Source organism: Enterococcus xiangfangensis (assembly GCF_005405365.1).
GTDB classification, from domain to species: Bacteria; Bacillota; Bacilli; order Lactobacillales; family Enterococcaceae; genus Enterococcus_A; species Enterococcus_A xiangfangensis.
Genome location: NZ_BJDX01000002.1, coordinates 1 through 23,239 on the forward strand (window position 1 = coordinate 1; position 23,239 = coordinate 23,239).

Genomic DNA, 23,239 nt, shown 5'->3' on the forward strand with positions numbered 1-23,239 from the left:
GGCTACCAATCACCGATAGAATATCGGAAATTAGCAGCCTAATAAATGCTTTTTTATTACTGTCTCAGTATTTTAGGCCAGTTCCAAAAGAAAGGGGCAAGTTTCTCTGCTTTTTTACTGATGTTTTTTTCTAATTCCATAAGTCATTCATAGCATCGCGTTTTTTCTTACCCGCGATATGGGTATAGATAGTGGTCGCAGATGTTCCGGATTGGCCTAGTTGTTCAGCTACTTGGACTAAGGAATTTGTTTTTGTATATAATTGGGTCGCAACTGAGTGACGCAGTTTGTGAGGGGAGACTTTGATTTTAAAAGCTTCGGAATATTTTCCCACCATCGCTTCAACAGCACCGCCGGCTATCCGTTTGGCTTTTTTACGATAACGAGTCAAAAAGAGAGCCGATTCGGCCTCATCTGGCTGGTATAATTTTTCACGTTGGGTCAAATAACTCTTCAAGTACCCAATAGCAATTGAAGAAATGACGACCATATCCCATTTGCCGCCTTTTCGGTAAACACGAGCTTCGCCTGCCGTTAAATCGAGATCACTAACATTCAGATTTACTAATTCAGATAGGCGGATACCGGTACCTAAGAATAAACTGATGATAGCAAGGTCGCGGATTCGATTCTTTTTGAAGGCAGTGACTGCCTGGCGAGATTCAAGCAACTGGATATAATGCTGTTCAATAAAATCTAGAAAATCAAGTGCTTCTTCATCTAAAAAGAGTTTCTTTTCGATTGCGGCACCACGTTCAGCCATCGTTTTATTATCCTTGACATTTGCGACTTTTCGCATCATATTGTGTTCAAGATAAGGTTTTCCCGTATTGCGATCAATAGCTTCTGATAGATAGTTGAAGAGTGATCGAATCGCAGTGATTCCGCGCTGGACTGTCGCATTTTGGCGTAAGGGGAGCGGTTGTTCGTTTTTGGCTAGACGTTTTTGAGTTGTTTCTTTTAAAATTTTCGGAGCTTTTACTAAATGAGCTTTATAAAATTCGAGGTCTTCCGGCCAAAGTGCCGCAAACTCAGTCAAGGTCACTTCCGGTAATTTCGTTGCCGAAGAAAAGCCTTCTTGAATCAGCCAAGTTAGAAAACGTCGGTACTCTTTTGCGTATTCATAAAGAGTGATCGAAGAATATTGATCTCCACTTTTTTTACGAAAATAATTTTGAATAAACCAAGGAAAAAATTGGATTTCTTCCTCCATTCGACGAGTAGCTTCTTGTTGATTCATTGACGACAGCTCCTTTGTAGTAAAGAGTATAAGTTAGTTTTTTGAGGCAGTCAATTAGAGGGAAAATAAAAAAAATAGTTGTTCATTTTTCGGCAGAAATAATTTTTAGCAAGCGATATACTAAAGCAATAAAGGAGGGAGTAGCTATGATTACTTCAAAGGTCAAACAGCAGGAATTTTATCAGGCGCTGCTTGAAAAAGATCGAGCTTATGATGGCATCTTTTTTGCGGGGATCAAAACAACAGGAATCTTTTGCCACCCCTCATGCCGTGCCAGAAAACCTAAATTTGAAAATTGTGTATTTTATCAAACAGCGGAAGAAGCATTATTAGCCGGCTTTCGCCCATGTAAAATCTGCCAACCGCTGTCTTTTCCGCAGATGATTCCTGCTGAAGTCCAAAAATTAGTCGATGAGGTTGAAGCCCATCCAGAAAAACGTTGGAAAGAGTCAGATTTCTCAGCGCTCGGATTGAACTCAGCCGCTGCTCGTAGAAAATTCAAAGAAATTTATCAGATGACATTTGTCCAATATGCTAGGGCACGAAGAATGGGGCTAGCTTTTAAAGAAATCTCGCGAGGCAGTAAAGTCATCGATCAACAGCTACAGGTCGGATATGAATCTTCCAGCGGATTCAATGATGCGTTCACTAAAATCATGGGAAATCCCGCGAAAAAAACGGATGTCCAGACATTGACTGCGTCTTTTATCTCCACACCAATCGGTCGAATGCTGTGTTTGACCGATGATGAAGCTCTTTATTTATTAGAATTTGAAGATCGGCGAGGATTGGAACGAGAAATCGAGCGCTTACGAGAAAAATACAATAGTCGTATCATCTATGGTCAAACAGCGATCAATCAAAAAGTCGCCGAACAGCTGAGCGAATATTTCAAAGGGGAACGTCGCGAATTTTCGATTCCCTTATTTTACGACGGATCGCCTTTTCAAAAACAAGTTTGGGAGACTTTGGCCGCTATTCCCTTTGGAAAAACAGTTAGTTACCAAGAAATCGCCATTCGATTAGGGGATAAGAATAAAGTTCGCGCAGTTGGACGTGCTAATGGGGCGAATAAGCTGGCAATCATTGTGCCGTGCCATCGGGTCATTGCGCAAAATGGGAATTTGACCGGTTATGCTGGCGGATTAGAACGAAAGAAATATCTATTGGACTTAGAACAAAAATATCGGAACTAAACTTCTTGCATGAGAAAAAATTTTGTTCATCATTGAAATCACAGAGTGGTCTAACTTAATAAGGCGACAAACGGAGCTGAATCAAAAAATCAGCTCCGTTTTTAATTGAGATAAACTAAGACTGTGACAAATGATAAAAATAGGAAAAAAAGCAGAGCCATTAAATAGTAGATTTTTCGTTTTAATCGTTGGAGTTGTTCTTGTTCAACCGATGTGACCAAACTGGTTGTTTTTCGCCGAGAAAAGAGATACAGCAGCAAACCACCGCCATTTTGACCGCCCGTTGCAAGCAACGACCAAAATCGTGGATGCTTGATCCCGCGACTTTTTGCATCAAGCAGAACTAAGGAATAGACGGAATAGCCCATTCCAATGATCGCGACTAGCAATAAAACGAGTAGAACAATCATGACAATTGACTGAATCATAAAATCATCTCCTGTTAAATTTTTTTGATGATCAGATAAAACAACGCGAGTGTGTTCACACTGATTAAAGCCAAAATAAGCAATATAAAATAATCACCGATAGTCGGATTGATCAGCAGAACGATCATCAATCCGACATTTACAAGCAGCATAAAGATAAACCTTTTTAGAAAATGATTGATCGACGTATTTTCCTGCAGCTGTTTGACCATTTCTTGATCTCCTTTCAATAATTCATCTAAGGATAAAGAGTAGATATCCGACAATCGGACCATCCGCTCGATATCAGGATAACTTCGCCCATTTTCCCAATTAGAGATCGTTTGTCGCGTGATTCCTAACGCTTCAGCAACAGACTCTTGCGTCAAATTTAATTCCATTCTTCTAGCTTTCAATCGTTCGCCAACTTCCATTTTGGACACTCCTATCTTCGCTGAATCTACTCTAAGAATGAATCAAATTCTGGTTTCTAACGAGGAAAAAATGAACTTTTTAAAGTAAAAATGCTTTTACATAGGGGGAAAGAAGAAGATAAGGAGTGTATAGAGAACAAAAGGACTAAAAATATCGCAAACAAGATATCAATAGCCCCTCCCTTGTTTATAACGGAACTAGGTTCTATCGCAAAATAATTGATTTAGAAGTTTTTATCCTTCAAACGTTCTCCTTGTGATAGGATTATTCTAAAATGCCCAGAAAAATTTGAAAGGAGCGTTTTATTTTATGGATATGAAACAGTCTTTTGGCACGGAAATCAAAAAGAGACGTATTGCTAAGAAAATTTCTCAGAAGGTACTTTGTGAAGGTATCTGCTCTCAGCCAATGCTCTCTTCTATTGAGGCTGGGAAATATGTACCTAATGGGAAAATTCTCATCCAGCTTTGTCAACGGTTGGAAATTGATGCAGATCTATTGGTTTTGCATGATCATTACCAAATAGGAAACAAAAAAGACCTCAATGAAACTTGTGAACGACTTTGTAACGCACATAAATATCTGGAGTTGGCTGCGTTTCTTCAACAAGATTCTGTGGTTGATTCGATTGAAACCTCAGAACAAACCCAAGCCTACTATTACTATTTGGCGTGTAGCCAATTTCATATAGAAAAAAATATGAAGACGTGCAAACAAAATTTTCATCTCGCACTCGCTGAAGCCGATGTCCAACGAACGAAAGAAACTTTAACTCGATTGATTTTAGCCTGCTTAGGGGTAGTAGCAGTTAAAGAAGGCCAAGTAAAGCAATCGGAACAATACTTTAAACAAGTGTTCTCTGATTTAGAGAGAATCAATTATGAGAGAAACCAAAATATTTTATATTATTTGTACGGGATGGCTCTATTTTTACAAAATAATTACTCTAAGGCAGCGCAGATTTTAGAAAAAGGAATCCAGTTTACCAGTCAACATGATGCCCATTTTATGTTGGCGAACATATTCTTTTTGTTAGCTCGAATAGCGGAAAGGGCAGAAAATGAAGAAGTAAAGACCGAAGCCAGACAAAAAAGTCGGCTGCTAAAAGACATTTTTAACGAATCTATTTATAAAATATAAGAATACTTATTAAACTTTTCATTTGAAATTACTTATTCTTTATTCATCAAATAAAGGAGGTCGATTTAAATGAATCAACCAGTTGTATCAAATGAAATCACGGTATCAAAGCCAACTGCGGAGGTTAAAACATTCTTAGGAGTTATTGATTCACTGCTTTTATGGGATTCCGAAGTGACTGTCGTAAAAAATAATAGCACGACTTTTACTATTACTCGATCAAAAAATGCGGTCAATAGCACGGAAGAAGTAACAATTGAAAAACTTGAAAATCAAGTGATCTATCATTTTATCGGTGAAAAATTAACCTATGATATTCAGTTTATTCTAAATGAAAAAGAAATGACCACACAAATTATCGAAAATGTAATACTGATAAATAAGGAAAACTTTTTCTTACCAGTTCAACTCTTTCGTCCAATATTGAAAGCAGCTCTCGAGGAAAAATTGATTAATTTAGCTCAAATTTTGAACCAATCGGGAAATGTGGGGCTGACTAAATGAAAGCTTTGATTATCTACTCTCACCCAACAGGAAAACCCTTTAGCTATAACGAACACATTTTGACCGAAGTTCAAACAATTCTTTCCCGAAAACAGTACGAGGTAACTATTCGTGATTTGTATGAAATGAAATTTGATCCAATTTTGAGTTCAAATGATTTTGATTTACTTCATCAAAGAAGAACACCAAAGGATATTCAGACAGAGCAGGACTACATCACGGAAGCTGATCTACTTCTAGTTATTTCACCTATCTGGTGGGCGAGTTTTCCGGCAATTTTGAAAGGTTATTTTGATCGAGTTTTTGCTCATGGATTTGCTTATCAGGCGGAAGCAGATGGTAGTGTTACTAAAAAACTAACAGGGAAAAAGGGAATTTTTATTAATACATTTGGTAATTCAACCGTCGTGTACGAACAAAGTGGAATGATTGAAGCCTTCAAACACACGATGAATCAAGGTGTGTTTGAGTTTACCGGTATAGAGCCAATTGGTTATTTTTCGTTTGGTGAAACAAACGCAAGATCCGAAAAGACAGTTGCAAAAATCATTTCTAAATTAGAGGAAAAACTCCCTGAAATGTTGAAATAAAAGGAAAAAACGATATTTTCTATAAAATAAGCAGAAAAATAATTGCTAAAATAGATGGGATACCTCAAAAAAAGTTAGATTAAAAAATCTAACTTTTTTTGAGGTACACTTTTCACTTGGAACTGTTTCTCCGCTGCTTCTTTATTTCAAAAAAATTCATTTTATTAGACACTATCGAAAATATTCCTAATCAGTACTCTTTACGTCCAAAGGTCATTGATTACTGATCGTTGTTCTTTTTTTACGATATGAGTATAGATCTCTGTGGCTGAAGTGCTGCGTTGCCCCAAGATTTCGCTGACAGTTTTTAGATTTTTCGTTTTTCTAAATGCCATTGTCCCAACGCTGTGTCGTAATTTATGGGGAGTTGTTCGTTTGCCAAAAGAAGTGGAGTACTTATCGATCATTTTTTCAATCGAACCGCCTTCCATCCGTTTGGCTACATTCTTATGCTTAGTTAGAAAAAGGGCGGGAATTGAGTCGTCAGCATTGTATAGAGCTTTTCTTTGGTCGGTATATTCTTGGATATAATCGATAAAAATTGGCGAGATCATTGCGTGATCCATTGTATCGCCTTTGCGTCGAACTTGGATATACAGTCCATCATAATTGAGGTCACTGACATTTGTATTAACTAATTCCGATAAACGTATACCTGAACCGAGAAATAATGCCAGTATCGCAGCGTCTCTGATTCGATTTTTTTCATAAGCCGTCTTTGCTTGACGCGTGGTCAGTGTATTGCCATAACCACTATAAACATATTCCACAAAATCGATCGCGTCAGAATCTAAATAGAGCATCTTCTCAATTTTATCTTTTCTAACAGCATTAGAAGAATCGACACCGCCATTTTCAATATTGGCCATGATATTTCTCCTAAGCAGCGGACGAATGCTATATTCACCTGTCTGTTCATCAAATTCCTCGACTTCTTCATTTGATAAATATTTAAACAATGAACGAAGGGCGGTAATACTTCGCTGAACCGTCACTTTTAATCGATGAGTATTTCGTTCACTCAACGATGCCTGAGCAGTTTCGTTATCAGAATTTTTTTCAAACGTCCGTTTAGGCGATTGATTTAAAAAGGACTTATACAAAATGATTTTGTCTTTATTAAGTCTCTCAAAATCGGTTAACTTGATTTCAGAAACGTCATCTACAGCGACGATTTTTTCAGTTACCAACCAGGAGAGGAAGCGGCGGTATTCTTTCGCATATTCATACAATGTATTAGTTGAACGAGGGATTGCTTCTAAGTACAACAGATAATTCTGGATAAAATCTGGTAATTTTTCAAATTCCTTTTCATAGCGTTCGGTTAATTGTTCACGACTCATTAGATTCAATCCTTTCATTAAAAAGTAGGTGAGGGGAATGACCTCTAAAATTATTATAATAGGTATATACCAATTTGTCAAATATAAAATAACGATTTAACAATTTGAAAAAGGGGTGGTCTAATAAATAAAACAGTTTAATTTTATTGAAAAATGGTTCTTTCCGTAAAGCTAAAACGAATAATATTTTATATAAAATAACCTAAATAAAGAAGATATCCAAATCAATAATAAAGATTGGTCCAATGAAAATTGATTGATTCATTAATCGAAAAATGGAATTTTAGCAACAGAATCATTTATTCATTGAAAGTAAATTCTGATTACTGCTACAAGCACAACTTAGAACCAGATTAAGCTAAACTTAGCTCAAAATGAACTCATTCAGCTGAAACAGTTACTATTTGATGCTGATTAAAATTCGTTGCGAAAAGATTCAGATAGCTAAATTCATTATGCTATAGAGCACATTTTTCGTGTTATAAGTATTTAAAAAATTATGCTTTCGGGAAAATAGATATTGTTACGAAAACATGATTGGACATTCCAACCGCTTCATCTTTTGAAATTCAATTTGATTCATCAAATAGCTGGACATTTTCCTTACCTTGATCATTTTGAACAATTCACTTTCAACTTATAACTCATAATCAATAATTTTTTAGATATGATTTCACTTTAATTCAGCATGGTTTAGCCAACGATATTCAGTTGAAAAACGAGCCATCTAATGGACTTGATTTTACTAGACAATTTTAGCAACGTCAGAATTTATTATCTTTAAAATCACTTTGACTACGGATCCATCAATTATCTGTAAAATACCGCTGCTTAAATACTTCTTACAAAAATAATTGCACAAAAAAATAAACGACTATTTTACCAAATTGTCAGCTATCTTGTCTAAATGATTAAACCACTTTTATGGTTTGAGAAAAACTAACATTATTCTCAAACCATAACAAGTCACTTCTATAGCCACTAACTAGTACTTTCTAAGAAAACTACATAAAGATTCCCTGATCCTTTAAGGCCACAAGTCTCTAACTATTTTATGAACTTTTCGTCTGGAGGACAGCTTGAGTTTCACTCGATAATTAGCAAATTGAATAGTTTATTGGCAGTGATTCAGAACCAAACTGCCTAGGATGATAATGAATTTTGACGGCAGCGATAGAAAATTGTTCGATTCTCAGCGAAGATCAACTACTTTATTTTAAACTATTAAAATAGCTCGCCTTTTTTGATAAAAATCGTTAAAATTATATTTATAAACCGCTTTATGAAAGGAGTCCCGATGGAACAACTGCTTAACTCCTCTACTTATCGCCGAATCCAATTTGTTGAATTTTTAGATCAGTTACCTTCTTGGTGTGACCTAAAAGAAGCTACTCAAACGAGCGGCTGCTCTGTAAAAACATTATTATCGGATATCGTATTTATCAATGAATTTTGGGGCGACTATATTTACATTGAATATTCAAAATTTCAAGGGGTACGGTTAAATAATCTTACGTCAAACAAATTGGGAAACGTCTACTGTCAGATTTATCATGAATCGCTCGAATTTCAATTTATTGAAAAAATGCTTTATGAATCGCATCAAGATGCGGAATATTGGATCAATGAATTATTTATAAGTGAGGCTTCGTTTTATCGAATGGTTAATGGGCTGGAAGATTTTTTTAAGCGGCGCGGTCTTAAACTCGAGCGTTTGCCCTTTCGGATCACAGGACCAGATGAACGCTGGGTGCGTTTTTTTTATCAGCAATATTTCACTGAAGCTTACGGTGTTAACCAATGGCCTTTTGCTTTCGATCAAAAAGAGACCACTTGTTTTATAATGCGAGCTTCTACTGATCTCGATGTAACGCTGGATGACCGAGAGATTCAGGAAGCCGCCTATTTATTCATTGTTACATTAAACCGAATGAACCAAGGACTTTACTTACCTGAAAGTGTTCACGCAGAAATAGATGATACTATTGATCGTACCCTAATCCTTAGCCATCCTTTTGTAGAGCAGCTAGTAGCTAAAACGGATTTAAAATTACCAAAAAAATGGTATAAAGAAGTGAGTCGTACTATTTTTCATGAATTTTATAATTGGGAGAATCCTGAACAGGTCGTTCAAATCAATAGTAAGATTGACACATTCTTAAGCAATGTCTCTCAGGCTATTGAATATCCACTGAATCAAGAAGATAAACAAAAAATCATGCAAAAAATGCTAGCTTGGTTTGCGGAACACAATTTTTATCCCTATCGTCAGGTTTTATTATTTGATAAACATCAAAAATTTGCTCGCGAGATTCAGCTTTTGTATCCGTTTTTTTTCGATACTGTAGAAAGTTATTTAAAAGCTATCGAAAAAACACCGAAGCTATGGACAGAAATTCGGCTGAACAACGTCTTTTTCCTACTAATGAAAGAATGGTCTCATTTACCGATTCACTTAGAGAATTTACGTAAAAAAGTGATGATCCTTGTCGTTAGCGATCTTGGACAAAAACATGCTGAAATGCTACAAGATTTCGTAATCGCAAATTATAATGAGCGAATCCTGGTTCATACTTTTAAAAAATCTGTCATTTTAGCGGAGCCGGTTGATTTTGAGGAACTTATTAAATATGATATCGTATTGAGTAATAACCCGATCAAAGACTATGCTCATGAAAATATTCTGATCGTAAACAATTTCCTTTCAGCCTCCGATCGAGAAAATTTATTAAACTTCATTGTTATGATCCAAAAAAATGCGGCATTTCATCCTTCACAAGAGACTAAACGATCCTGAAATGAGGATGATTATCTAAGACTATCGCTGCTTTATTATTCTTGAAAGAATAATAAAGTAGCTCTCATACACGACTTTTAAAAACCTTTTAAGAGATTTTGAATTTTCTTACTCTTTATTCCACTGGTGAATCCTTTTTATACTAAAGATTCAATGCTATTCACGCTAAGGTAAAAAACTTTTAGAAGCCTTTAAAAGAAAAAACTTCAGTCCTACTAATTCCAGCTGGAATGATGCTACTCATTAAGCTATTTCAATTTTCAGTTAAATTCTGATTATTCTCATTTTTTCATTGACAAGTACTCGCTTTTACAGTAAAAATAGATAGTAATTAAATAAGGGAATGAGTGTCTCCCTAAGAGTTTTTCTTAAACCGCTAATCTAGCTGATGACTTCTACAATTCATTTTGTAGGGATCATTGGCTTTTTTTTGATATCGCTTTGCTTATTTGATAAAACGATATCGTATTCAATTTTTAAATCAGGAGGTCTTATAATGGAAGAACGACAACAAGCATTGCATCCCATAAAGGAATTGAAAAATTTATTATTATTTTATAGTCTACTTATTCTTATTAGTATAGCAACCGGAGTGATTTCTCATTATCTGCTTGCGGCACTGCATTTAGTGACAGATTACCGGCAGGATCATTATTATTTACTATTTTTTCTGCCTTTTATCGGAATGCTGATGGCTTTTACATACCAAAAATTTGGAAACGACTCTCAAAAAGGGAATAATTTGATTATTGAAAGTACCGAAAGAGAAATGATGGTTCCAGGTCGAATGGCCCTATTTACTTTTATTTTTACCATCATTTCTCATTTATTTGGTGCATCCGTTGGACGTGAAGGCAGTGCTGTCCAAATTGGCGGAGTATTGGCTAATAAAACAGCGGATGCTTTTCATTTAGAAAAAAACTACCGGAAGCACTTGATCCACGCCGGTATCAGTGCTGGCTTCTCGTCAATTTTTGGGACGCCACTAGCAGGCAGTTTCTTTGGAATGGAGATGGCATACGTTGGAAAATTAGAACGTAGCGCCTTGATTCCCTGTTTCTTTTCATCATATTTAGCAAATTATGTTTCTGAAATGTTGGGAACTACCCATGACGTTCATCCAATTGGTTCCCTTCCCCCCTTCAACTTAAAAGTATTGCTGATTGTTTTATTGGCGTCTATTTTATTTGGTGCTTTTGGACGTTTCTTTACTCTCTTTACTCACTCCATGAAACGATTTTATAGTCAGCTATTTAGAAATTATTTATTGCGCGCCTTTGTTGCTTCAGCAATCATTGTTTTTGTGATTACGATGACTCCCGGTCAACGATTCATGGGATTGAGTCTACCTTTGATCGACGCGGCCTTTGTCGGTAAAACGACATTCTTTGATCCTATCATGAAGCTAGTGACGACTGGATTGAGTTTAGGTGCGGGGCTGCAAGGTGGAGAAGTCACCCCTTTATTTGCAATCGGTTCTTCTCTAGGCGGTAGTTTAGGCAATTTATTTGGACTTTCCCCTGCTTTTTTAGCGGCTTTAGGAATGATTGCAGTCTTCGGTTGTGCGGCAAATGCTCCATTGACTACTGTTATGCTGGGAATTGATCTTTTTGGTGCTAAAGCGATACCGTACTTTATTCTTGCTTCATTTGTCAGTTATTTTATTTCCGGTCATCAAGGAATCTATACTTCACAAATGATCATACAGTCAAAAAATATCTTTTTAAAACAGCATGAGGGCTATCGTATTGGGACGATCAAAGAAGCCTCTAAGAATAAGAAATAGTTAACAACTAAGGGATTCTGGAAAAAAAATCAGCAGCATTTCATCCGGCTACTGACAGATTTTAAAAGGATAAAATATCCTGTTTGCGATATTTATAACGATTATATTTATGGTAAAAAAAGCCGCTCATATTTCTATGAGCGGCTTTTTGCTTAACTAATCATTCAGATTGTAACGTAGTTTCATGTGTTCAGAACCAGAAATGACCATATCGCCAAATAGTTTCGTTTGGCGTTTAAATGATTCATCTGCTAATTTTTCATTAGCGGCTGCTAAGAAGTTTTGTACGTCTGATTGATCTGCGAGTGCCTTGTCTGTTTCATTTTGAATTTCATGATAAGCTGACATTGCTTGTAATTCAAAGGTATTGCGGAAATCAACATAGAAATTGTAATCTGCATCCCCTAGTAATGCAGTTGCGCAACTTAACCAGTACATATTATTCATATCAAAAGTTCCGGTCGCATTTTTGTAGCAAGCTGGTGTGTCGTTGACATTTGAATAGAACGGCACTACTGTATTAAACGTATTTGCGCCATAGGCTAACCAATGAATTCCGGCAATTTCAGCTGGTACACCGTTACGAATTTGTAAGATGTGAACATTGTGGTTACGATTAATCCCGATTGGGCGGATCAATGTTTTTTCTGCTTCGGTGCCGTCACCGTAAGGGTCATATTTCGTATTTTCAAAGTGAGAACTTAAAACGAATTTCACATCTTCGATAGATATCTTGCGATTAGCATGGCAAATAAATGGCAAGTCTTGATCCATTGGGTCTTGTTCTACTTCAGGCGTAAAATATTTTTGCCCATACCAAGCACGTGGATTATTATAAACTGTATCTTTGATTGAAGCACTTCCAAAAATATGACGCAAATTATAGCCATTAAAGTCTGGATTCAAATGATTGTCTTCAATCAATGATTGTAAGTCATCTGAACAAAGGGTATCTGCTGAATCAAAATCAAAGTCATCGATATTCATCCGATTTGGTGCGACTACATAGGCATCGTCTGGAATGCGAACCGCTGCCCAATGATGACCGCCAATCGTTTCTAACCACCAAACTTCATCTTGATCAGAAAATGCGATGCCATTTGGTTCATAAGTTCCATATTCTTTTAATAATGCGCCAAGACGTTCTACGCCTTCTTTCGCACTGTGAATGTAAGGTAAAACTAAGGTTACGATATCTTCTTCACCGATCCCGCCTTCTACATAAGGATCCAGACCTTGGATTCGTGGGTTCGTTGTGATTGTTTCAGTTGCAGACATCGCAATATTTTCACTGTTGATCCCTGCTGCTGGCCAGATACCATTTGTCAAAATAGAGTTTGGCATTGAGGTATAACGTAATGGGTTATCCGGCAACTCAACCTTCACTCCACTGATTACAGCTTGATAATGTTTTGGTTGATCTTCTGGTTGAACTACCACAAAACGTTGTGGGTCTAATGCTTCATGCCCATCGTCGTTCCTTGAAATAATAGTTGAGCCATCAATTGATGCTTTCTTTCCGACTAGTACAGTGGTACATGAACCTTTTACTCTTTTTGTCATACTTGAAACACTCTCCCTTTTCATGGTAACTCAAGTATAACGCTAAAAAAAATTAATAACAAATGAAATTCTATTTGCTCTTTTGAGCTGCGATGAACACCTTTTCGAGGATTTATTCAGACTAGCTATTTCTTAAAACATAGTTTCTCTTGAGCAGCTGAATATAAAGTTATCTCCCTATCCAACCAAATCCTTTAGATCATTTAACTGTTCGTAAAACTGATAAATTGCTAGAATAAAGCTATAGGAGGCGAAATCAATGAAGAACTTTTTTTGTAATTTAAATAATTGGTTACGCCGATTCTTGGGGGGCTTTTTTTTCAAGCAAAGACAGCTTGAACAAGCTTTTCCCGAATTTTTTGCCGCTGTAAAACGAACCTATCCGATTCCCGGTTTAAAAGAAAGCAGTTCGCTAAATTTAAGCAACAAAAAAGAGACATGCACGGCTATGACTCCTCAAGGGATGACTTTGACGGAAGAGTATCTGCTTATCTCTGCCTATTGTTATGACCATTGCCATCACTCCGTTATTTATGTGTTGGATCGTAACACCGGGGACAAAATCAAAACAGTCATTTTGCCTGACTTGCCTCATGTAGGCGGTTTAGCCTATGATCCGACTCAGCAAAACATCTGGTTGAGTCATACTGCCGGTCCTTATGCCGCAGTGGCTGCCATTCCTTTAGTAGAAATCGAAAACTATATCGACGATTCACTACCAATTGCTTATCAACAAAAAGTTGTACTGAAAGAACTCTCCCATGCTTCTGCATTGACTTATGATCGTAAATATTTAGTAACTGCATTATTTTCGGTAAAAAATTTTGGGGAAATCGTCTGTTATCCAATCGAACCAACGAATCCTTTGAAACGTATAAAAAAATCCAAGCAAACCATCCTAGAATCTCCCTTTGGTACTTTAGCAATTCCTAAAAAAATTCAGGGAGTAACTTTTTATAAAAATTTTCTGCTACTTTCCCAGTCTTGGGGTAGACAAACGGGTAAGATCTTTATTTTTGATATTCAGGAAACAACAGATTTTTCTGATACTCAGCAAGCAATAAAAATTATTTCAACCCCGCCTTATTTGGAACAAATTTATGTGGAAAATGATCAGCTTTTTGCCCTATTCGAAAGCGGGGCGGTGGCTTATCAGCAAAAGACCCCCTTTGTTTTAAAAGAGGTCTTGCAACTAGACTTATCGATACTATTAAAATGACGCCAAAAGCTTTAAAATTTCTATGGGCTTGTTCTCTTCTATCCATAAAAGAGGTTCAGACAAAAATTTGTCTGAACCTCTTTTCGCGACTAAATGGTGCTTCAGAAGGAGCTTCTGTCACAACCTTTAGTCAACATATTTTGAATCAGTATTATTTAACCACGCATAACCCAATCCCATTACTAATCCGCCACCGATGAAGTTGCCAATCAAAGTGAAGAATAGATTGTGGATGACATTCCCAGCTGTCATTGCAGAAAGTGCGCCATGAGAAGCGAAGTATGTCAACGAAAAGGCTGGAAAATTAGCGATAACGTGTTCATAACCTAAAAAGGAGAAAATAAAAATGACAAAAACAATCGCTAATACTTTTGCTGTATCATCTTTCATCCGCAGACTAATCAAAACGGCAATATTTACTAAGATATTAGCAAACATTCCTTCTACTAAGATTTGCCCCGTCGTTTTCGTCAGCTTAGCCGTAACCCCGGCAAACATATAATTATCCGGTGCCAAATGACCAAAAGGCGTCGTTAATGAAAATAAATAGCCGGAAAGTACTCCGCCAATAAAATTAAATAAAATACATGTAAATAACAACTTGAGGGCAAAAGAAAATGCCATCCTTTTCTTATACACGCCAATCGTCGTATAAAGCATATTAGAGGTCCCTAATTCAGCATTTAAAAAGATGATCATTACCAGACCCCAGCTAAACATGAATGCGTATGCAGCTTTATCTAAACCCGGCAATGTATCTTGCATACGAATAGCTATATAAAAACCAACAGCCGTCCCTAAACCTAAAAATAACCCAGCCAACATGGAACGTACCGCATAACGAGGCAAACTAGTCTTAAATAAATCGATTTTCTTGCTGATTGAATATTCCAACTGAGACATCAATGCTGAACTATTTTTCACATGATCGTTTTTTTCAGCAGTCGATTCATCGATTTTCATAAATAAATCCGTTTTCATAATTTTCCTTCCTTCATAAAAAGCCTTAATGTACATGTATCATACCCAATTATTATCCGATTAGCAATGAGAACTGGATAAAAAATAAAAAATTGGGAAAACTTGCACAAATTGTTTCACTTTTTGAATAAAAATCGTATGATTGAATTAAAAGAGATGGAGGGATTTTTAATGACAATGCAACTTTTAAGAGCAGAGGTTGAGTCTTTAGGTGGATTACAATTAAAATGCTCTGCTCGCGGATTTGAATTTATGATCGATGAACCAAAAAATTCTGGTGGTACAAATGAAGCGATGAACCCGTTAGAAGCCCTACTCTGTTCACTAGGTGCCTGTAAAATGATGGTAGCACGTTTTTTTTACCAAACAAAACAAATCAATTTAAAAAATATGCGAGTAGAGATTTTAGGCGAGATCGATTCCGATCGATTAAAAGGCAAACCAAACGTCAAAGTAGGTTTTTCAAAAATCATTACAAATTATTATATTACCGCAGATAACAGTCATGAAGAAATCCAGGCTTTTATTGATTTTATTGAAAAAACTTGCCCAGTCAAAGATACGATCGTTAATCCGCCAGAAATGGAACACCATATCAATCCATAAAAAAGTTCACTAAAAGGTATAAACTATCTTTTAGTGAACTTTTTATATTTTAACCAATCCGTAAGTAGAAATCCATCTAACTTTTGTGGGTCTTTTTTTTAGGGAAGATATTATGATAGCTAGGTGCTAAGTATATCTCCTCAATATTTATGATGCTGTAAGTATATTAAATATTGATTTTTTGGTTCTACTTTCCATTCCATGAAACCCCTTCATCAATCCAACCTATTTTTTTCAGATGATCTCTTTCGCCAATACTTTTTGTATAATGGTGAGCTCCTGGGCCTCGATCATTCTTATTGTACAAACGATAGACTAGTGCGCCACTTGAATCAGTGTACCAACTGATTCCTTCATAGCGCCAGCCAAGTTTTTTTAGATTGTCTCGTTCATACGTATTTAGCGTATAAAAATGTTCGCCGCTATTTGGATTATACATACGATAAATTGGATTCCCCTGTCTCTTAGCTTCAAAGTTCGTAAATCGGAGATCCGATAAGCGGTGTTAATTCCAATTGTAAACAATAAAACATTTCGTTCCCCATTTTTCCCTGCAGCTAAAAAAAGTTTCATGTCCTCGATCTTTTTTTGTCTCGAATTGGCTCAACAAATTTCATTTTTAGCTCCTTTCTACTAAAGCAACATAAATAGAGCATACCGTAGTTTACGTTACATTAAAAATAGACAAACAAAAAAGTGACAACTAAAAAACAGATTTTTCCTCAGAGCCGTAAGGGATCACGCTATCTCCGCCAATGCAATATAGCAAGGTTGTGTTGCGTTTATCTTTTCAATTTCTTTTTTGTTAATTTGCAAAAAAAAAACGATACTCACTATTCCAATAATAGTGTATTTATTGCGTTACCCAGTGTTGCGTGATAAAATTTGATAAAGGAGTGGTATTTATGCTTATAACGAAATCTAGATTACAAGGAAGTTCTGTTGTAATAACCCTACCTTCCGATAACGGAAAGAAACCAACAGAAAATCAAGAATATATTGTGGTATATTCTAATAACGGAACAATTACGTTAGTTCCTAAAATCGAAGATCCATTTAGTGGTGGTGAAGAAGCCGAGTATTACGAAAAGGACGAATGGGACGATTTAGCTCCTGAAGGGAGAGAAATCTGGTAATGACAGAGGAAAGGAATTATATTCCAAAAAAAGGTGACATTGTCTGGATTGATTTTGATCCCTCAGCAGGAAAAGAAATTCAAAAAAGACGCCCGGGATTAGTCGTATCTAGATATGAATTTAACCGAAAAACCATGTTTGCGGTGATTTGTCCCATTACTTCCACTATCAAGCAGCTACCTACTCGCTATACCTTACCTGATGAAGCAGAAACGACAGGACAAGTACTTATCTCTCAGTTGAAATCACTTGATTTTAAAGAGAGAAAGCTTACGAGAATCGAAAATATACCACTACCAGATATGGCTAAAATTGATCAAATAATTGAATATATATTTTAGAAAAAACCAGTTAAAAACCCTACATTGTAGGTTTTTAGCTGGTTTTTCATTAATGACTTCAGTTCTATTTGACAAAGAGTTTTTTTAGAAATTATTCGATTGGCGGAATAATAGCCAATAATCCGCTGCTGAGTGTAACGTAGATTGAAGCTGTCGTTGGTAATGGTTTTACCGCTTCTTTCTTTGTCGGTAAAGCTGTGGCAGCTAAAGCGATCAAACTTTCTCCCCGGAAAAGATTGACAAAATGTCGCGTTGTCATTGCTTGTGGAATCCGCGGATTATTGATGATACTTGTAATCAATTTTGATAAGATATAGTCATTTATATCTACTGTCGCGTTTGTTGCTTTGATTTCTGGTCCTACAGTCTTTTTAGCTTGTTTTGGCTGATCATACTCTGTTAAATCATATGCTTTAATGATCGCATTCAATTTTTCAGCATACTGTTTATCTGTCGCATAACGTCCTTGCAGATATTTAGTAGCATCCTCGTAAGATTTTGTTTGAGCTTTCCAAGTAGCTTTGTAAAATTCCGAATTCCCTGAAATTCCTTCTTTGATCAATTTTGCATAATCTTCTAATGATTCTTTATAAGAAGGATATTTTCTAAATTCAGAAGTGATTTGGAAACTTGCTCCTGCATCATCTTGTTCCAAAGTTTGGAAAGTTGTTCCTTGTCCTTTGTATTTTCCTTTGATCCCAAACAAATTGTAGTTAGGCTCACTGGCTAATGAACTATTTCCTGATCCACTTTCCAAAATTGCTTGTGCAATCATGACAGATGAATAGATACCATTTTTCTGACCAATCGTACGGGACGTTTCACCAATTTTTTTGATGAACTGATCCGTTGTTTGATTTTTATTTACTATAAATGGCTGATTTGGGCTGTATGTGCCAAAAGCATTTGACAACGAACTTGTTGCTTTGGGTAATCCCGCGATATTTACCCGAACCGCAAATGTTGGGGTGAAATCACTGATATTGCCGATTTTTACGACATCGCCCGGTTGTGGCGCATGAATGTATTGACCATTACCGATATAAATCGCTACGTGAGTCGTAACACTTGTTGGCGCTCCCCAGAATAATAAATCTCCTGGTTGTGCTTCGCTAACAGGAATTTGGGTTCCCGCATATTGCTGATCGCCTGTCCACCCACCGATATAATGACCGGTAGCATTCGCATAAACGGAGTACGCTAAGCCTGAACAGTCAAAAGCATTTGGTCCTTTGGCTCCCCAAACATACGGCTTGCCAAGTTCGCGGTAAGCTTCTTGCACGATTGCAGTTTGAACTTCATTACTAAAAGTCGGCGCTTTTTGGTTTGAAGGTACTCGAATATCATTTGCTGAAGCTGAAGCAGGTTGCCGTGCCGCTGATTGATTTTGACTTACTACCGGCTTTTGTACTGGTTTTGGAGCTGTTTGATTGGTTGAATTACTTGAAGAAGTTTCTTTATTACTATTATTTTGATTATTAGAATTATTGCTATTCGGTTTTTCTTCCGGTTTTGGTGTTGCAACAGGCGGTTCCACTGTTTTACGCGCGACTTCAAGTTGGATCGAAACATCTGAATTCGGCATTGCAAACGATCCATTGATCTCTCCGCTTGTCAAAACACTAGCATTAGACTATTTAAAATTTTAACTTCTTTTAGCTCGAAGCCAGCCGCTAATGTCACTGTGTAATGAACTGTCGCTCCTTTAACTAATCCAGTAGCAGAATCGTATTGAAAGACAATTTGATTTCCATTGGCATCCGTTAACGTATTATTGGGCAATTGTTCTCCGTTTGCTAACAACCGATAGTGTACTTGTTCTGGTTTCTCCGGTTGCTCTGGTTCTGTTGACGGCTCACTAGGCACTTGTGGGACGGAACTTTCCGTGCTGGAGCTTTCAGGCGTTTGAGTTTCTGATGAAGCTGTAGCGGAATCACTTGCAATTGTACTATTTTCCTCAGCAAAAACTTGTTGTGAAGCTAACAGTGTCGGTCCAACCATTGTTCCTATCGCTAACAGACTAATAATTTTATTGTATTTCACGCTTGCACCTCACTTCTAAATTTACATATATTTACATATATAATTTTTTCCCTAATTAATTCCTATTTTATCACTATTTTAATCGACTGTCTAAAAGTAACAGCTTATTCACAAAATCTTCAATTTTAGCCAAAAAATCCATTATTCTCGCAGAAATTCTCTATTATATTTCGTGAAACAACTACTTTTAGTTCGTTCGGCTTTTTTCTTTTATTTATCTTCTATCATAAATATACGCAAAAAATCTGCAATCATCTATTTATATTGATGACTACAGATTTTTATCTTTTACATCTTTTAAAAACGTTCAACAAGCTCTAGAAAAATTACCGATCGGCTAATTGAGCAAATCAAGTTTAGTTGCTTCGCCTGTTGTTATTGTTACCCTCTATTTTTTATAATTTTTTGCATCAATTTCGAGATTGTACGTTCATGATAATGCGTCATCCGCACGCTTTCGCCTTTTTCCGTGCGCCATATTTTATTTTCATAAAAGCCGACAGCGTCTCTTTGCCCATCCATTAATTCTTTCGCATAATCTAACACCAACCTAATTGCTTCGCGAGTTGGTTCATCACTTTTGAAATAACCTGGATAGCTGCGCAAATATTCATCAAGATCACTATTTCGTGAAACTTTCCAATCTTCAATAAAGTCTTCTAATGCAGTAACGACATTGTTTGTTTGAATTTTCCATAACAATATATCCACTTGATTTCCCATCATCCTACCTCCTTGTTGAATCCCCTTACATAGTTGATTATAAAGTATTTATCTTTTAAATGGCTGAGATATCTGAAAATTTTTTATTAAAAAATCAAAAGCACCCTTGAAAATAAAAGTAAACCTCAAACAATAAAGGTTTACTTTTATTGTTTTCTAGTGATAGATTTGGCTTCTTATTGTTTACTGTTTCAGTTATACTAGTACCAATTGATTGATAAGGATGATTTTTATGCTAACTTTTTTAATAACTAAAATTACCAAACGTTGGAAAGCAAATAAACGAACTAGCGTTGGCATTTTAGGAGGAATTTTAGGGTTAATCTCGAATTTGATATTATTTCTTGCTAAATTTTTGATTGGCTCATTTTCAGGCAGTGTCTCAATCATGGTGGATGCTATGAACAATTTATCGGATACTGCTTCTTCTTTTATTACTCTTGCTGGTTTCAAAATCGCCGGCAAGCCAGCCGATGAAGGCCACCCTTACGGACATGAACGTTTTGAATACATCAGCGGATTTGTCATTTCCATTTTAGTTACTTACGTCGGTATCCGGTTTTTGGATAGTTCTTTTATTAAAATCTTGCATCCAAGTAGTGTTTTGCTCTCACCTATTATTTATATCGTGTTGGTGCTATCCATTTTAATAAAATTTTGGCAATCCCATATGTATCTAAAATTAAGTCAAGAGATTGATTCAGATACTTTAAAAGCGACGGCTCAAGACAGTCTCAATGATGTTTATACAACAGTCGCAGTTTTGCTCTCAGCAATCATTGAATGGTTCAGTGGTTGGCGAATTGATGGCTATATCGGTTTCTTGATCGCTCTTTATATTATCTATTCAGGAATTAGAATGATCATGAGCTTCATTAGTGATTTAATGGGCGGACGACCACCTGAAGCAGAAGTTCTAGCGATTCGAAAACATTTGGATAACTATCCTGACATTATCGGTTATCATGATCTGCTGATCCACAGCTACGGGCCGAATAGTATTTTTGCCTCCGTCCATATCGAAGTTGACCAGGACTGGAGCTTGCATCATGCCCATGAAGTCATCGACGCAATTGAATACGAAGTCAAAGAAAATTTGGGCGTCGATTTAGTCTGCCATTTAGATCCTTACCCGCTGGATGATCCTGACTTTAAACGGATCGCGCCTGAATTGAAAAAGATTTTGAAAGAGATCCATCAACAGCTTCGTTTCCACGATTTACGAGTAGATAAGGAGACGACCCCTGAAACGATTTACTTTGATCTAGTCGTTCCTGCAGAATTAAAAAAAGTCACCAACTCCCAATTGCAAGATCAGATCAGCACTCGTTTTATTACTCAAAATACCCCTGCCAAATTAATGATCACTTTTGATAGAACCTACCTACTATAAATAAAAAGGAGAAAAAATCAGCGCTTGATTTTTTCTCCTTTTTATTTAAAATGCTCGATAAACATATTGATTTTTCGGTGCGCTTACGATCTGTGTGCTGTCGACCGCAACAGAAGGAATTTGACGTTGGAAAGGCTCGAAGAAATCAAGGGTGATCGTTCCTTCCACATGCAGCCATTGATTGTTTTTGACTGTCATATTCGCTGGCAACTTAGTCATCAGACCAAAAACACCTGAGTCGGCAACACAATGGATGATCCCAAAACGGAACAGAAAATCATATTTCTGATTCTTTGAAGTCGTTTCATAAACGAATCCATTAAAAGATATCTTTTTACCTACAAAAGAATTCGGGTAATTGTAAATCAATTCCATCATTTCTAAGTAATTCTCATCGGTGACCTCTAATTTTTGATCCGCCGCATATTTTTTCATTAACTTAGTCATTTGTTCATTATAATCACTTTTATTGTAATAAATGCTTGTGTCTGGCTTTAGATACTGCGTATTCATCTCTGGATCGCCCACAGATTCTTTGCTTACTGGAAAACTAAAGCCCTTTGCTTCAACGATCGTTGTGTCCAAACTAATCGTTGGAAACAATGTACCGACTACTAACGGCAAAACAAGCAACAGATAGGCAATCCCGCGTTGGTAAGGTTTTGTCAATCCATGATCATGGCCGTGACCGGAATGTGTTTTTTCTTTGTGTGTTTCTCCTTCTGTCCAGATTTTCAACTGAACTAAAGCAAATATTAGGGACAAAAACATCGTTAAAAAGATCAAGTAGCGATAATGCACATTGATATATTGATCCAATCGGCCAGAAACTTGCAAGTACATCATCAATTCAAAATAGCCCGATAAAATTAGAAAACGTATCATGAGGTTCCTCCTATATCACTAATGCATAGATCGTTACGACCACACTAATCAAAGCGATCAACTGTAAAATAAATTTACCGTGGAAACTGCGCTTCATCATCATCAAGTTTTTGATGTCTACCATTGGTCCAAAAACTAAGAAGGCGATAATGGCATTGGACCCGAACAAACTCAATAAAGATGACCCAACAAACGCATCGGCTTCTGAACAGAGCGACATTGTAAAAGCTAAAACGAGCATCACTAGTATCCCGATAACTTTCGTCGATGTCAGCTGCAGCATAAATTGAGTTGGTAGAAAAACTTGCATCCCGCTGGCAATCAGCGCGCCGATAATCAAATAGCGACCGGTATCAAAAAATTCATCGATTCCATGAACGAAGACTGACCAAATTTTTTTATTTACACCTGTTTTCTCAGACGCTCCATGATGATCAATCTGCTCGACTAAATCCGCTTTTAAAATCGGTGAACGATTAAAATATGCGATCCATGTCCCGATGATCAAGGCTACGATGAAACTCCCTAAAGCGCGTAACAAGGCAAATTTCATACTATTACCAAAAGCGATATACGTTGAAAATAAGACGATCGGATTGATGATCGGTGCAGTCACCATAAATGCAAACGCTGTATGCTCTGGCACACCTTTGCGCATGAATTGTGTAACGATCGGCACAATGCCGCATTCACAAGATGGAAAAAAGAAGCCCAAAAAAGAGCCAACAAGAATTGCCAGAAATTTATTTTTAGGTACTATTTTTTGTACTCTTTCCGGTGTCAAAAAAACTTGTAATGCACCTGAAATCAGACAACCTAATAAGACGAAAGGAATTGCTTCAATGACGATCGACAAAAAAATCGTACTCATTTGCAAAACCGAATGTGGTAGAAAATTAAACATGTGTCTC

At 36.6% G+C, this 23,239-nt stretch carries 21 protein-coding genes, 2 pseudogenes and 1 riboswitch; of the genes and pseudogenes, 11 read left to right on the top strand and 12 right to left on the bottom strand.

Annotated features, from left to right (window positions below):
• Positions 1–130 precede the first annotated feature (130 nt).
• Positions 131–1,240, bottom strand: a complete 1,110-nt coding sequence (xerS, locus tag FFM68_RS02115) for a tyrosine recombinase XerS (protein ID WP_137617792.1) — start codon at positions 1,238–1,240, stop codon at positions 131–133.
• Between the two features lie 146 nt (positions 1,241–1,386).
• Between xerS (FFM68_RS02115) and FFM68_RS02120 the strand changes: the two genes are divergently transcribed.
• A complete protein-coding gene (locus FFM68_RS02120) occupies positions 1,387–2,436 on the top strand; it encodes a bifunctional transcriptional activator/DNA repair enzyme AdaA (protein ID WP_137617793.1) in 1,050 nt (349 codons plus the stop codon).
• Between the two features lie 101 nt (positions 2,437–2,537).
• Here the strand turns inward: FFM68_RS02120 and FFM68_RS02125 are convergent, their stop codons facing one another.
• Both FFM68_RS02125 and FFM68_RS02130 read right to left on the bottom strand, forming a co-directional pair.
• Positions 2,538–2,864, bottom strand: a complete 327-nt coding sequence (locus FFM68_RS02125; RefSeq protein WP_137617794.1) for a hypothetical protein — start codon at positions 2,862–2,864, stop codon at positions 2,538–2,540.
• A 14-nt stretch (positions 2,865–2,878) separates the two neighbouring features.
• Complete coding sequence (locus tag FFM68_RS02130; protein ID WP_137617795.1) at positions 2,879–3,277, bottom strand: helix-turn-helix domain-containing protein; 399 nt, start codon at positions 3,275–3,277, stop codon at positions 2,879–2,881.
• Positions 3,278–3,587: 310 nt separating this feature from the next.
• On the opposite strand from FFM68_RS02130, the gene FFM68_RS02135 reads away from it, so the two are divergent.
• The 3 genes from FFM68_RS02135 (at position 3,588) to FFM68_RS02145 (ending at position 5,512) form a co-directional block, all read left to right on the top strand.
• The gene (locus FFM68_RS02135; RefSeq protein WP_137617796.1) at positions 3,588–4,418 is read left to right on the top strand and encodes an RNPP family C-terminal domain-containing protein; all 831 of its coding nucleotides are present in this window, start codon (positions 3,588–3,590) and stop codon (positions 4,416–4,418) included.
• A gap of 69 nt (positions 4,419–4,487) precedes the next feature.
• Positions 4,488–4,922, top strand: a complete 435-nt coding sequence (locus FFM68_RS02140) for a hypothetical protein (protein WP_137617797.1) — start codon at positions 4,488–4,490, stop codon at positions 4,920–4,922.
• Positions 4,919–5,512: an NAD(P)H-dependent oxidoreductase gene (locus FFM68_RS02145; protein ID WP_137617798.1), complete on the top strand. Its 594-nt coding sequence runs from the start codon at positions 4,919–4,921 to the stop codon at positions 5,510–5,512. Before FFM68_RS02140 ends, FFM68_RS02145 begins: the two co-directional genes overlap by 4 nt.
• A 200-nt stretch (positions 5,513–5,712) precedes the next feature.
• Here the strand turns inward: FFM68_RS02145 and xerS (FFM68_RS02150) are convergent, their stop codons facing one another.
• Entirely contained in the window at positions 5,713–6,855 is a 1,143-nt protein-coding gene (gene xerS / locus FFM68_RS02150; RefSeq protein ID WP_137617799.1) for a tyrosine recombinase XerS, read from the bottom strand.
• 1,297 nt (positions 6,856–8,152) lie between these two features.
• Between xerS (FFM68_RS02150) and FFM68_RS02155 the strand changes: the two genes are divergently transcribed.
• Positions 8,153–9,652: an AcpB/EbpR/MafR family transcriptional regulator gene (locus FFM68_RS02155; protein WP_137617800.1), complete on the top strand. Its 1,500-nt coding sequence runs from the start codon at positions 8,153–8,155 to the stop codon at positions 9,650–9,652.
• Positions 9,653–9,982: 330 nt separating this feature from the next.
• A riboswitch (Fluoride riboswitch) is annotated at positions 9,983–10,057 on the top strand.
• A 91-nt stretch (positions 10,058–10,148) separates the two neighbouring features.
• Complete coding sequence (locus FFM68_RS02160) at positions 10,149–11,438, top strand: chloride channel protein (protein ID WP_137617801.1); 1,290 nt, start codon at positions 10,149–10,151, stop codon at positions 11,436–11,438.
• A gap of 156 nt (positions 11,439–11,594) precedes the next feature.
• On the opposite strand, the gene FFM68_RS02165 is transcribed toward FFM68_RS02160, so the two are convergent.
• Entirely contained in the window at positions 11,595–13,001 is a 1,407-nt protein-coding gene (locus FFM68_RS02165; RefSeq protein ID WP_137617802.1) for a C69 family dipeptidase, read from the bottom strand.
• Between the two features lie 259 nt (positions 13,002–13,260).
• Here FFM68_RS02165 and FFM68_RS02170 point away from each other — a divergent pair, with 259 nt between their 5' ends.
• Positions 13,261–14,220 carry a hypothetical protein gene (locus FFM68_RS02170; protein WP_137617803.1) on the top strand — a complete coding sequence of 320 codons (960 nt, stop codon included), beginning with the start codon at positions 13,261–13,263 and terminating at the stop codon, positions 14,218–14,220.
• Between the two features lie 126 nt (positions 14,221–14,346).
• Here the strand turns inward: FFM68_RS02170 and FFM68_RS02175 are convergent, their stop codons facing one another.
• A complete protein-coding gene (locus tag FFM68_RS02175; protein WP_137617804.1) occupies positions 14,347–15,201 on the bottom strand; it encodes a formate/nitrite transporter family protein in 855 nt (284 codons plus the stop codon).
• Positions 15,202–15,372: 171 nt separating this feature from the next.
• On the opposite strand from FFM68_RS02175, the gene FFM68_RS02180 reads away from it, so the two are divergent.
• Positions 15,373–15,807, top strand: a complete 435-nt coding sequence (locus FFM68_RS02180; RefSeq protein ID WP_137617805.1) for an OsmC family protein — start codon at positions 15,373–15,375, stop codon at positions 15,805–15,807.
• A gap of 187 nt (positions 15,808–15,994) precedes the next feature.
• Here FFM68_RS02180 and FFM68_RS02185 read toward each other — a convergent pair whose 3' ends face one another.
• Both FFM68_RS02185 and FFM68_RS02190 read right to left on the bottom strand, forming a co-directional pair.
• Entirely contained in the window at positions 15,995–16,246 is a 252-nt protein-coding gene (locus tag FFM68_RS02185; protein WP_137617806.1) for a hypothetical protein, read from the bottom strand.
• Positions 16,247–16,266: 20 nt separating this feature from the next.
• Positions 16,267–16,424 (bottom strand): annotated as a pseudogene (locus tag FFM68_RS02190) (site-specific integrase); the annotation flags it as partial.
• A gap of 288 nt (positions 16,425–16,712) precedes the next feature.
• On the opposite strand from FFM68_RS02190, the gene mazE reads away from it, so the two are divergent.
• Both mazE and FFM68_RS02200 read left to right on the top strand, forming a co-directional pair.
• A complete protein-coding gene (mazE, locus tag FFM68_RS02195) occupies positions 16,713–16,943 on the top strand; it encodes a type II toxin-antitoxin system PemI/MazE family antitoxin (protein ID WP_137617807.1) in 231 nt (76 codons plus the stop codon).
• Positions 16,943–17,284 carry a type II toxin-antitoxin system PemK/MazF family toxin gene (locus FFM68_RS02200; protein WP_137617808.1) on the top strand — a complete coding sequence of 114 codons (342 nt, stop codon included), beginning with the start codon at positions 16,943–16,945 and terminating at the stop codon, positions 17,282–17,284. Before mazE ends, FFM68_RS02200 begins: the two co-directional genes overlap by 1 nt.
• A gap of 91 nt (positions 17,285–17,375) precedes the next feature.
• On the opposite strand, the pseudogene FFM68_RS13320 reads toward FFM68_RS02200, so the two are convergent.
• Both FFM68_RS13320 and FFM68_RS02215 read right to left on the bottom strand, forming a co-directional pair.
• Positions 17,376–19,327, bottom strand: a pseudogene (locus tag FFM68_RS13320) (C40 family peptidase).
• A 381-nt stretch (positions 19,328–19,708) separates the two neighbouring features.
• On the bottom strand, positions 19,709–20,050 hold the full coding sequence (locus FFM68_RS02215) for a hypothetical protein (protein WP_137617811.1): 342 nt from the start codon (positions 20,048–20,050) through the stop codon (positions 19,709–19,711).
• A gap of 232 nt (positions 20,051–20,282) precedes the next feature.
• Here FFM68_RS02215 and FFM68_RS02220 point away from each other — a divergent pair, with 232 nt between their 5' ends.
• The gene (locus FFM68_RS02220; protein ID WP_137617812.1) at positions 20,283–21,443 is read left to right on the top strand and encodes a cation diffusion facilitator family transporter; all 1,161 of its coding nucleotides are present in this window, start codon (positions 20,283–20,285) and stop codon (positions 21,441–21,443) included.
• A 45-nt stretch (positions 21,444–21,488) separates the two neighbouring features.
• Here FFM68_RS02220 and FFM68_RS02225 read toward each other — a convergent pair whose 3' ends face one another.
• Both FFM68_RS02225 and FFM68_RS02230 read right to left on the bottom strand, forming a co-directional pair.
• On the bottom strand, positions 21,489–22,328 hold the full coding sequence (locus tag FFM68_RS02225) for a TIGR03943 family putative permease subunit (RefSeq protein ID WP_137617813.1): 840 nt from the start codon (positions 22,326–22,328) through the stop codon (positions 21,489–21,491).
• Between the two features lie 10 nt (positions 22,329–22,338).
• Positions 22,339–23,232, bottom strand: a complete 894-nt coding sequence (locus FFM68_RS02230; protein ID WP_137617814.1) for a permease — start codon at positions 23,230–23,232, stop codon at positions 22,339–22,341.
• Positions 23,233–23,239: the final 7 nt, after the last annotated feature.

What these genes read in the sequence shown, in the direction of transcription:
- xerS (WP_137617792.1), bottom strand. Translation starts at nt 1,240, where the DNA reads ATGAATCAACAAGAAGCTACTCGTCGAATGGAGGAAGAAATCCAATTT.
- FFM68_RS02120 (WP_137617793.1), top strand. Translation starts at nt 1,387, where the DNA reads ATGATTACTTCAAAGGTCAAACAGCAGGAATTTTATCAGGCGCTGCTT.
- FFM68_RS02125 (WP_137617794.1), bottom strand. Translation starts at nt 2,864, where the DNA reads ATGATTCAGTCAATTGTCATGATTGTTCTACTCGTTTTATTGCTAGTC.
- FFM68_RS02130 (WP_137617795.1), bottom strand. Translation starts at nt 3,277, where the DNA reads ATGGAAGTTGGCGAACGATTGAAAGCTAGAAGAATGGAATTAAATTTG.
- FFM68_RS02135 (WP_137617796.1), top strand. Translation starts at nt 3,588, where the DNA reads ATGGATATGAAACAGTCTTTTGGCACGGAAATCAAAAAGAGACGTATT.
- FFM68_RS02140 (WP_137617797.1), top strand. Translation starts at nt 4,488, where the DNA reads ATGAATCAACCAGTTGTATCAAATGAAATCACGGTATCAAAGCCAACT.
- FFM68_RS02145 (WP_137617798.1), top strand. Translation starts at nt 4,919, where the DNA reads ATGAAAGCTTTGATTATCTACTCTCACCCAACAGGAAAACCCTTTAGC.
- xerS (WP_137617799.1), bottom strand. Translation starts at nt 6,855, where the DNA reads ATGAGTCGTGAACAATTAACCGAACGCTATGAAAAGGAATTTGAAAAA.
- FFM68_RS02155 (WP_137617800.1), top strand. Translation starts at nt 8,153, where the DNA reads ATGGAACAACTGCTTAACTCCTCTACTTATCGCCGAATCCAATTTGTT.
- FFM68_RS02160 (WP_137617801.1), top strand. Translation starts at nt 10,149, where the DNA reads ATGGAAGAACGACAACAAGCATTGCATCCCATAAAGGAATTGAAAAAT.
- FFM68_RS02165 (WP_137617802.1), bottom strand. Translation starts at nt 13,001, where the DNA reads ATGACAAAAAGAGTAAAAGGTTCATGTACCACTGTACTAGTCGGAAAG.
- FFM68_RS02170 (WP_137617803.1), top strand. Translation starts at nt 13,261, where the DNA reads ATGAAGAACTTTTTTTGTAATTTAAATAATTGGTTACGCCGATTCTTG.
- FFM68_RS02175 (WP_137617804.1), bottom strand. Translation starts at nt 15,201, where the DNA reads ATGAAAACGGATTTATTTATGAAAATCGATGAATCGACTGCTGAAAAA.
- FFM68_RS02180 (WP_137617805.1), top strand. Translation starts at nt 15,373, where the DNA reads ATGACAATGCAACTTTTAAGAGCAGAGGTTGAGTCTTTAGGTGGATTA.
- FFM68_RS02185 (WP_137617806.1), bottom strand. Translation starts at nt 16,246, where the DNA reads ATGTATAATCCAAATAGCGGCGAACATTTTTATACGCTAAATACGTAT.
- mazE (WP_137617807.1), top strand. Translation starts at nt 16,713, where the DNA reads ATGCTTATAACGAAATCTAGATTACAAGGAAGTTCTGTTGTAATAACC.
- FFM68_RS02200 (WP_137617808.1), top strand. Translation starts at nt 16,943, where the DNA reads ATGACAGAGGAAAGGAATTATATTCCAAAAAAAGGTGACATTGTCTGG.
- FFM68_RS02215 (WP_137617811.1), bottom strand. Translation starts at nt 20,050, where the DNA reads ATGGGAAATCAAGTGGATATATTGTTATGGAAAATTCAAACAAACAAT.
- FFM68_RS02220 (WP_137617812.1), top strand. Translation starts at nt 20,283, where the DNA reads ATGCTAACTTTTTTAATAACTAAAATTACCAAACGTTGGAAAGCAAAT.
- FFM68_RS02225 (WP_137617813.1), bottom strand. Translation starts at nt 22,328, where the DNA reads ATGATACGTTTTCTAATTTTATCGGGCTATTTTGAATTGATGATGTAC.
- FFM68_RS02230 (WP_137617814.1), bottom strand. Translation starts at nt 23,232, where the DNA reads ATGTTTAATTTTCTACCACATTCGGTTTTGCAAATGAGTACGATTTTT.